Source organism: Stenotrophomonas sp. YJH_SMC_10 (genome assembly GCF_059371555.1).
In genome coordinates this window covers 47,320-55,766 of the sequence record NZ_JCAFUS010000020.1, presented here as the reverse complement: position 1 = coordinate 55,766, position 8,447 = coordinate 47,320, and the positions used below count along the sequence as shown (strand labels likewise).

Here is an 8,447-nt window from a genome sequence, read left to right as displayed (position 1 = left end):
GCCGCTGGCCGGCAGATCCGATGACCTGGTAGTGCCGGCCGCTGGCCGGCAGATCCGATGACCTGGTAGTGCCGGCCGCTGGCCGGCAGATCCGATGACCTGGTAGTGCCGGCCGCTGGCCGGCAGATCCGATGATCCCGCCGAAGGTTGATGGGGTTGCCGGCCAGCGGCCAGCACTACCGATAATGGGCACCGCGCATTCATACGGGGCGACGGGCAATAAAAAAGCCCGCTTGCAGCGAACTGCCAGCGGGCTCTGCTCCCTCCCCCACGTCGGGATGCAGGGCCATCGTGCGGGCTGCGAAAGCACTTTGCACGCTGCACTGCAAAACAGAACCGGTGGGTATGGGTGAGCCCCTGGGGGAAAAGCCATTCCACGAAGGTAGAACCCCCCGTACGGATGAGGATGGCCGATAATCGGGTTTCCCCCCAGAAACACTGTCGTCATGTCTGTTGATCGCATCGCCAACGCGCGTCTTCGTGACCGCGTGGTCTCCGCCGAGGCCGCAGCCGCGCTGATCCAGCCCGGTGAAACCGTGGCCATGAGCGGCTTTACCGGCTCCGGGTATCCCAAGGCCGTCCCCGTCGAACTGGCCCGCCGCATCGAAGCGGTGCACGCCCAGGGCCAGCCCTTCCAGATCAAGCTGATGACCGGCGCCTCCACTGCGCCGGAACTGGATGGCGCGCTGGCCAAGGCCGATGGCATCGCCATGCGCATGCCGTTCCAGAGCGATCCGGATGCGCGCAACCGCATCAACGAGGGCAAGCTGGATTACATCGACATCCACCTCAGCCACGTCGCCCAGCACGTGTGGTTCGGCTTCTATGGCGAGATCGATACCGCCGTGATCGAAGTCTCGGCCATCCGCGAGGATGGCTCGCTGGTGCCCTCCACCTCGGTCGGCAACAACAAGACCTGGCTGGACCTGGCGAAGAAGGTGATCGTCGAGGTCAACGAATGGCAGCCCGCCGGCGTCGACGGCATGCATGACATCTACTACGGCACCGCGCTGCCGCCGCACCGCAAGCCGATTCCGCTGGTGAACGCCAACGACCGCATCGGCGACACCGCGCTGCGCTGCGACCCGGACAAGATCGTGGCCGTGGTGCGCACCAACGGCCCGGACCGCAACAGCCCGTTCAGCCCGATCGATGCGACCAGCGAGCAGATCGCTTCGCACCTGATCGAGTTCCTCAAGCACGAAGTGAAGAAGGGCCGCCTGCCGCCGAACCTGCTGCCGCTGCAGTCGGGCGTGGGCAACATCCCCAACGCCGTGCTGGCCGGCCTGGCCAAGAGCGGTTTCCGCGACCTGGCTGCGTTCACCGAAGTGATCCAGGACGGCATGCTCGACCTGCTGCGCGACGGCGTGCTGAGCTACGCCTCGTGTACCGGCTTCGCGCTGAGCCCGCAGGCCAACGAGACGTTCAAGGAGAACATCGATTTCTACCGCGAGCGCATCATCATGCGCACGCAGGAGATCTCCAACCATCCCGAACTGGTGCGCCGCCTGGGCTGCATCGGCATGAACGGCATGATCGAGGTGGACATCTACGGCAACGTCAATTCGACGCACGTGATGGGCACGCGGATCATGAACGGCATTGGCGGTTCGGGTGACTTTGCCCGTAACGGTTTCCTGTCGGCGTTCCTGAGCCCGTCCACTGCCAAGAACGGCACCATCTCGGCGATCGTGCCGATGGCCAGCCATGTCGACCACACCGAGCACGACGTGTCGGTGATCGTCACCGAACAGGGCCTGGCCGACCTGCGCGGCCTGACCCCGCGCAAGCGCGCGCAGGTGCTGATCGACAACTGCGCGCATCCGGATTTCCGTCCGCAGCTGCAGGATTACTTCGACCGTGCCAGCCGCGAAAGCTACGGCAAGCACACCCCGCACCTGCTGCCGGAAGCGCTGTCGTGGCACCAGCGCTGGCTGGATACCGGCACGATGAAGGGCTGACCCCGGGTCCGGACATCGGGTAGAGCCGGCCGCTGGCCGGCTTCCCCCTACAGCCGGCCAGCGGCCGGCTCTACCTCCACGCGGTGCCCGGCCAGCGGCCGGCTCTACCTTTCACGCGTTGCCCGGCCAGCGGCCGGCTCTGCCTTTACGCGGTGCGCAACGCCGCCAGCGATTCGGCCTGCAGACGCTCGTAGATCTCGAACTCGTCATTCACCGCCACGCCCAGTGCCTGCTCGAACGCCTCGCGGTTGGCATGTGCGGCATACGCGCGTTGTTCTTCGCCGCCCAGGTTCGACTGGAAGATGCCCGCGGCGCTGACCGGCAGGAAATCCTCGTAGACGATCGGATCGGCCGTGGCCAGGCCGGCGGCCACCAGCACTTCGGCAGGCAGATCGGCCACGCGCTCCGGCGCGGCGCGGCCGGCGTCGGTCAGCTGGTAGCGGTAGTAGCCCAATCCTTCCTGGCGCAGCGTGTCATGGTCATCCGGGAAGCTGGCGAACACCGCCTGCAGGCGCTGGCCGTAGTCGCCACCGGTACTGCCTTCGCCGCCGGCATCACGTGCCTGCGACAGCAGCTGGTCGTACAGCGCGCGGCCCTTCGGGGTCAGCGCAAGGCCGCGCTGTTCGATCTCGCCGAAGCGCGCGGTGTGGGTGCCGGCATCGCCACCGTCCGCATCCGGGAAATGCACGGCCTCTTCCAGCGCCTTGAAGCTGGTCTGGCGCAGCAGGATCGGGCAGGCGCGGCGCGGCGGGCCTTCGATCACCGCCTTGGCCGCCATGCCGTGCTCGATCATCGCCGCCTGCGCGGCGTCGATGTCCAGCGTGCGCGGGGTCAGATGGTTGATGTGCGGGCCGCGGAAACTGACCACGTCGGCCACCAGCCGGTGCGCGTTGTGCAGCGCGTGGTAGGTCGGCAGGTCGACCGTGGCATCGCCGTGCCAGCGGAAGGTCTCCAGGGCTTCATCGACGAAGCGCTCGGCGTCGGCCTGCGACAGCCCACCGTCACGCTCGGCCTGGTCGATCAGCGCCAGCGCACCGTCGGTGAAGATGCGGCGGCGTGCCAGGATCTTCGCCGATTCGGCACGCAGGGCTTGGTCTTCGATCAGCTCCAGGCGCAGCAGCGAGGTGAACACGCGGAACGGATTCTGCGCCAGCGCCGCGCCGGTCAGCGGCCGGAACGCGGTGGAGTGCACCGGTACGCCGGCCACCGACAGGTCGTAGTAGCCGACCGGGTACATGCCCATCACTGTAAACAGGCGGCGCAACGTGGCCAGCTCTTCGGCGGTGCCGACGCGGATCGCGCCGTGGCGCTCCTCGTCCAGGCGCGCACGCTCGTCGTTGCGTTGCAGCTGCGCGGCCAGTGCCGGGTCCTGGGCAAGCACCTGCGCGTTGATCCGCTCCACCAGTTCCACCAGCGTGCCGTACAGCGGCACTTCGGTGCGGTACATGCGGGACATGGCCTGCGCGAACAGGCGGCGGATCACATCAGGCGAAACGAAAGAGGCGCTCATCAGTCACTCGATCACGGGAACAGGGAACAGCTCGGACCCGTATTGTCGCCGGAGCGCGGTGCGGCGGCGATATGCAGAGCAACATGACCGGGTAGCGCCGGCCGCTGGCCGGCAACCTCCTGATGCCTGGAAGGGTGCAGTTGCCGGCCAGCGGCCGGCACTACCGCTTCAACTGGCGCTTCAGCGTGGCATCCAGGGTAATCGGCCGGTCCCAGTGCCGGTAGCTGGCCACGATGGCGTGGCGCACGGCACGGTAATGCAGGTTCTCCGGCCTGGTGGGCATGCGCTTCACCACGGCCTCCCAGCCCCCCTCCGGGTTCTGGCTGAAGGCGCGCACGCTGTCGCGGCAGGTCTGTCCGCTGGCCTTGGCCCAGAAACAGGCGAAATAGATATCCCCGGCCTGCCAGCCATGGGTGGTGAACAGCGCATTGAGGTAGCCGCGGGGGACATCGGCGTAGCGCGACACTTCATCGAGGAAGGCGTCGGGGTAGCGTTCGGCGTAGTGGTTGATGTCCTGCAGCTGGGCATCGATCCAGCGGTCACCGGTTTCCACCGTGTAGTCCGCCGAACGCTCGGCGGTCTGCTGGGCCAGCACGGTGGCCGGCACCAGCAGCAGGGACAGCAACAGCGCGCGCAGTCGGTGGTTCATGCCCCGATTCTGCCGCAGCCGCCGCGCCCTGTCAGGCCGCCGCGGCGGCCTTGGCCTCGATCGCCGCCAGCGCAGCCGGCCAGTCGCGGGCGGTATCGGCGGTGACCATGCGCGGCTCGTCATCGGCCACGCCGTGCTGGGTCTCGTGGGCCCAGGTCACCGCGTAGGGGGTATGCACGCCCCAGCCACCGAGGGTGACCACCGGCTCGATATCCGAACGCAGCGAGTTGCCGACCATCACGAAGCGCTCCATCGGCAGGTCGAACTCGGCCAGCACGCGAGCGTAGGTTTCCGGGTCCTTCTCGGAGACGATCTCGATGCGCGGGAACAGCTCGGCCAGGTTGGCGACCTTGATCTTCGCTTCCTGGTGGAACAGGTCACCCTTGGTGATCAGCACCACCGGGTAGTGCTCGGCAATGGCCGCCACCGCGTCGCGCACTCCGTCGATCAGCTCCACCGGGTGACGCAGGGTGTCGTGGCCGATGTCGAGGATGCGCTGGATGTCCCGGGCCTCGATGCGCTGGCCGGTGATGTCGATGGCCGCTTCGATCATCGACAGGGTCATGCTCTTCACGCCGTAGCCGAAGGTGCCCAGGTGGCGCTGCTGCACTTCCAGCAGGTGGCGCGCGGTCTGGGTGTCGTGCACGTCGACGTAGCGCGACAACAGGTCAAGGTAATCCTGCTCGGCCTTGCGGTAGTAGTCCTCGCTCTTCCACAGCGTATCGTCACCGTCAAAACCGACCAGGCCGATGGCGCGCGACGGCGCAGGCATGGAGGTGTTCATCGGCCAAGGATACAGGGGCCGCGATGACGGGAAAAACCCGGGCGGCCACCGCCGCCCGGGTTCCATGCACCGGTCTTCCCGAATCTAGCCTGGATCAGCGGCCCTGCGCCGCGCCGGCACCCGCGCCGGCCTGCTGGGCGGCCACGTAGGCCTTGTACTCGTCGGCGCTCAGCTCGCCGTCCTTGTTGCTGTCGGCCTGGTCGAATACCTGGGCCAGGCCCGCGTTCACCTGGGCCTCGGACTTGCTGATGGTGCCGTTGCCATCGGTATCGATGCTGGCCCAGGTCTGGCCACCGCCGTTGGCCTGCGCCGAGGCCGCTGCAGCCGCGTTGGAGGCCTGGTCGGCCGCCTGGCCCGCCTGTGCCGCCGCCTGCTGGGCCTGCGCCGCTTCATTCTGGGCATGTGCGGCCTGCTGCTTGGCCGACTGGGCCATCGCCGGGAGGGCCAGCACGCTGGCAGCGGCGACGATCAGGGCGATCAGGGGCTTGCGGTTGCGAATAGTCATCAGGGCTGTCTCCTACCTGTTGGGTGGTGTTGCGCGGCCTGTTGTTTCCGCACGGCACCTACCCTGCCACCGCGTTTCTGAATCGATTTTGCCCCGCAACCGGCGCCCACACGCATGATTAACCACTGGCCAGCGCGCATGCGTTAGCGCGGTGGTTAGCAGGAAGTGAGTGGCTCATAAGCCCGGCATTCAACGCCTTCGCGTTTAACCGCGAGGCAACGAAAAACCTGCGTCAGTCGACGGTTTTTTCCGATGACCGCGAACTGAACATCACCCAGCCCAGTGCGACCCCGGCCAGCGCGCCGGCGATTTCCAGCACCACCCGGCTGCCGAGTTCGTTCGGATCGTGGATGGTGGCCAGGAACAGGCGCGCGTACAGCGGTGATTCCAGCCGCACGATGCCCATGTAGAACAGCTTCCACGCATCGATGCCGGCGGAGATCACCACCGAGATGACGCAGGCCCAGCCGATCGCATGGCCCATCGACCAGTGCAGCAGCCGGCACAGCCGCGACCACAGCAGGTACACCAGCAGGCCGACCAGCAGGGCGATGGCGCCCGCTTCCAGGGTGCCGAGCAGGCCGAAGTGCAGGGGAAGGTTCATCGGGTGGGCAACGGTGGGATGGCGGCCAGTGTAAGGGATCTGCCCCGGACCCAATCCGCTGGCCCCGGTAGATCCACGCCATGCGTGGACGAATCTCCATCGAGATCGACTATCTCCGGGGTTGGACGGAAAGCACCCACGCATGGCGTGGATCTACCGTGTCGACCAAGGTCGACACCTACCAAGAGCAGCGGGAAATTGTCGAGGGCGCCCCTGCCAACAAACCCTAAAGCACCGGCACGTCGTATGCGGTGCCGGGATCCGGTTCGGGCTGCAGGGTGTAGTGCCACCACTCCTGCGGATAGTTGACGAAGCCGTGGCGCGCCATCGCCTGCACCAGCTGACGGCGGTTCGCCTGCTGTGCAGCGCTCAGCCCGCGGGTCTGGGTATGCGCACGCGGGCCAAAGAAATCGAAGTCCGTGCCCATGTCCAACGGCGTGCACGTCCCGCTGCGGCAATCCAGCAGGCCCAGATCCACCGTGGCACCGCGGCTGTGGCCGGAGCGCTCGGCGATGTAGCCGTCGGCCAGCAGGCGCGGTTTGTCCAGGTCAGGGTATTGCAGGGCCTTGCGCGAGCGTTCGTGTGGATCGTTCACCCAGGCCATGAAGGCCTGCACCGAACGCACCGGCCGGTAGCAGTCGTAGAGGCGCAGGCCGAAGCCATCGGCGCGCAGGTCCTGTTCCACCTGTGCCAGTGCCTTCGCCACCGGCGCCAGCAGGTAGCACGAAGGCGCCTCGTAGCCGGGCACGCGCGCGCCGGTGAAGTTGTTGGCGCCGGCATAGCGGATATCCAGGTCGATGCGCGGCGACACCGTGCGGATCTCCACCAGTCCGGCACTGGCCGCGTCGGTGGCCGGTGAAACGCGCGGTGGCTCAGCGGCGCCGGTGGTCGCCGCCAGCGCAGTCGCCAGTACGAGTGAAATGCAGGTCCTGGAAGTCATAGCTGAAGTCGATGTCCGGATCGATGGCGCGCAGGTCCAGCGTGGGCGACGCACCGTCCCCGGGTTGCAGCCAGGCCTGTGCGTCGTCGCCCAGCGTATCCCAGCGCAGCAGCCAGCGCCCCTGCAGCTGCAGCACAGCCGCCTGCAGCCGGGGCGACTTGTCCACGCTGAAACGCAGGCCGTCCTTGCCCGGGCACAGCGAGGCCGGCCCCAGCCACGGGTCGGTGTAGCGACCCTGCCAGCGCGGCAGATCGGCGTCCGATGTCGGCCGTGCCTCCGACGTCGCCGGCCGCTGATGGCCGCTTGCCGCGCGCACCGCCTGGTCCGCCTTCAGTTCGGCCAGGTACTCCAGCGCCGGACGCGCATCGTCCGGCGCCGTAAAGCGCTTCAGCGCGGCCTGCATCAATGCGGTACGCGCGTCCTCCCCATCACCGTTGATCAGCATGACCACGCCCACCTTGCGGTCGGGCAGCAGCGCCAGCGACGAATACATGCCGGACAGCGTGCCGGTATGCGCCACCTTCCACTGGCCGTCCATGTCGGACACGCGCCAGCCATAGCCGTAGCCGTAGAAATGCGCGTTGTCCCAGCGCCGCTGGCGCTCGCCCAGCGGCATCGGCATGTGCAGGGTCCACAGCGTGCGGCGCTGCTCCGCATCCAGCCAGCCGGGCGCCACGGTGGGATCGAGCAGCACCTGCATCCAGCGCGTCATGTCGCGCAGCGAACACCGGATGCCGCCAGCGGCCATCGACGGCAGGTCCGGGCTGATCGCTCCATCCTCATTCACTACCGCGTTGCGATCACCGCGCCAGGCATGCGGCTGCGCCACGTTGCCCACGCGCTTCACCGACCACGCCCCCACCTGGCAGCGCGACAGGCCCAGTGGTTCGAACACCTGCTCGCGCATCAACTGGTCGTACGGCTTGCCGCCCGCCGCAGCGGCCACTTCGCCAGCCACCACGTACATCAGGTTGTCGTAGGCATAGTGGCTGCGGAAGCTGCTGACCGGCGTCAGGTGCGCCAATCCGGCGATGATGTCGGTGCGGGTGAATGCGTTCGGTTCCGGCCACAGCATCAGGTCCCCGGCGCCCAGGCCCAGGCCGCTGTTGTGGATCAGCAGGTCGCGCACCTGCATCTGCTGGCCCACCCAGGCATCGTGCATGCGGAAGCCCGGCAGATGCCGCTGCACCGGATCATCCCAGCGCAGCCTGCCCTGCTGCACCAGCCGCGCCAGCAGCGCGGCAGTCATCGCCTTGCTGTTGGAGGCGATCTTGAACAGCGTGTCCTGGTCGATGCGGCCGCCATCGCCACGCGCGCCCTCGGCGTGGCGATAGACCACCTGCCCGTTGTCGACCACCGCCATGGCCAGCCCGGGCAGGTGCTCGTGCCGGACCACGGCGGCGACATCGGCCTCGACAGAGGCGGTATCGACCGCCGCCGCCGGAAAAGCCACCAGCGCGGCCAGCATCCCCAGTGCCTGCATGCGCATGGTCC

At 67.6% G+C, this 8,447-nt stretch carries 8 protein-coding genes; 1 reads left to right on the top strand and 7 read right to left on the bottom strand.

The annotated features are described in order from the left end of the window. The first annotated feature begins 446 nt into the window (after nt 1-446). Nucleotides 447-1,961: a succinyl-CoA:acetate CoA-transferase ScpC gene (scpC, locus tag AC5P9C_RS19035; protein WP_049412239.1), complete on the top strand. Its 1,515-nt coding sequence runs from the start codon at nt 447-449 to the stop codon at nt 1,959-1,961. A gap of 145 nt (nt 1,962-2,106) precedes the next feature. Here scpC and hglS read toward each other — a convergent pair whose 3' ends face one another. The 7 genes from hglS to AC5P9C_RS19000 all read right to left on the bottom strand — a co-directional run bounded on the left by hglS (nt 2,107) and on the right by AC5P9C_RS19000 (nt 8,436). After that, the gene (gene hglS, locus AC5P9C_RS19030; RefSeq protein WP_343543956.1) at nt 2,107-3,471 is read right to left on the bottom strand and encodes a 2-oxoadipate dioxygenase/decarboxylase HglS; all 1,365 of its coding nucleotides are present in this window, start codon (nt 3,469-3,471) and stop codon (nt 2,107-2,109) included. Between the two features lie 160 nt (nt 3,472-3,631). Continuing rightward, entirely contained in the window at nt 3,632-4,120 is a 489-nt protein-coding gene (locus tag AC5P9C_RS19025) for a hypothetical protein (protein WP_150827434.1), read from the bottom strand. 31 nt (nt 4,121-4,151) lie between these two features. Beyond that, nucleotides 4,152-4,904: an HAD family hydrolase gene (locus AC5P9C_RS19020; protein ID WP_057494560.1), complete on the bottom strand. Its 753-nt coding sequence runs from the start codon at nt 4,902-4,904 to the stop codon at nt 4,152-4,154. A gap of 94 nt (nt 4,905-4,998) precedes the next feature. Then, nucleotides 4,999-5,409 (bottom strand): EF-hand domain-containing protein, encoded by a 411-nt coding sequence (locus AC5P9C_RS19015; protein WP_057494561.1) that lies wholly within the window; start codon nt 5,407-5,409, stop codon nt 4,999-5,001. A gap of 232 nt (nt 5,410-5,641) precedes the next feature. Further along, nucleotides 5,642-6,013, bottom strand: coding sequence for a hypothetical protein (locus AC5P9C_RS19010; RefSeq protein WP_049468636.1), 372 nt, complete (start codon nt 6,011-6,013; stop codon nt 5,642-5,644). A gap of 226 nt (nt 6,014-6,239) precedes the next feature. Then, on the bottom strand, nt 6,240-6,953 hold the full coding sequence (locus AC5P9C_RS19005) for a M15 family metallopeptidase (protein ID WP_053461994.1): 714 nt from the start codon (nt 6,951-6,953) through the stop codon (nt 6,240-6,242). Beyond that, nucleotides 6,886-8,436 carry a serine hydrolase domain-containing protein gene (locus tag AC5P9C_RS19000; RefSeq protein ID WP_343543950.1) on the bottom strand — a complete coding sequence of 517 codons (1,551 nt, stop codon included), beginning with the start codon at nt 8,434-8,436 and terminating at the stop codon, nt 6,886-6,888. The genes AC5P9C_RS19005 and AC5P9C_RS19000 overlap by 68 nt, the downstream gene beginning before the upstream one ends. Nucleotides 8,437-8,447 lie beyond the last annotated feature (11 nt).

Excerpts from the sequence above, each read along its gene's own strand:
- scpC (WP_049412239.1), top strand. The coding sequence starts at position 447 with ATGTCTGTTGATCGCATCGCCAACGCGCGTCTTCGTGACCGCGTGGTC.
- hglS (WP_343543956.1), bottom strand. The coding sequence starts at position 3,471 with ATGAGCGCCTCTTTCGTTTCGCCTGATGTGATCCGCCGCCTGTTCGCG.
- AC5P9C_RS19020 (WP_057494560.1), bottom strand. The coding sequence starts at position 4,904 with ATGAACACCTCCATGCCTGCGCCGTCGCGCGCCATCGGCCTGGTCGGT.
- AC5P9C_RS19005 (WP_053461994.1), bottom strand. The coding sequence starts at position 6,953 with ATGACTTCCAGGACCTGCATTTCACTCGTACTGGCGACTGCGCTGGCG.
- AC5P9C_RS19010 (WP_049468636.1), bottom strand. The coding sequence starts at position 6,013 with ATGAACCTTCCCCTGCACTTCGGCCTGCTCGGCACCCTGGAAGCGGGC.
- AC5P9C_RS19015 (WP_057494561.1), bottom strand. The coding sequence starts at position 5,409 with ATGACTATTCGCAACCGCAAGCCCCTGATCGCCCTGATCGTCGCCGCT.
- AC5P9C_RS19025 (WP_150827434.1), bottom strand. The coding sequence starts at position 4,120 with ATGAACCACCGACTGCGCGCGCTGTTGCTGTCCCTGCTGCTGGTGCCG.
- AC5P9C_RS19000 (WP_343543950.1), bottom strand. The coding sequence starts at position 8,436 with ATGCAGGCACTGGGGATGCTGGCCGCGCTGGTGGCTTTTCCGGCGGCG.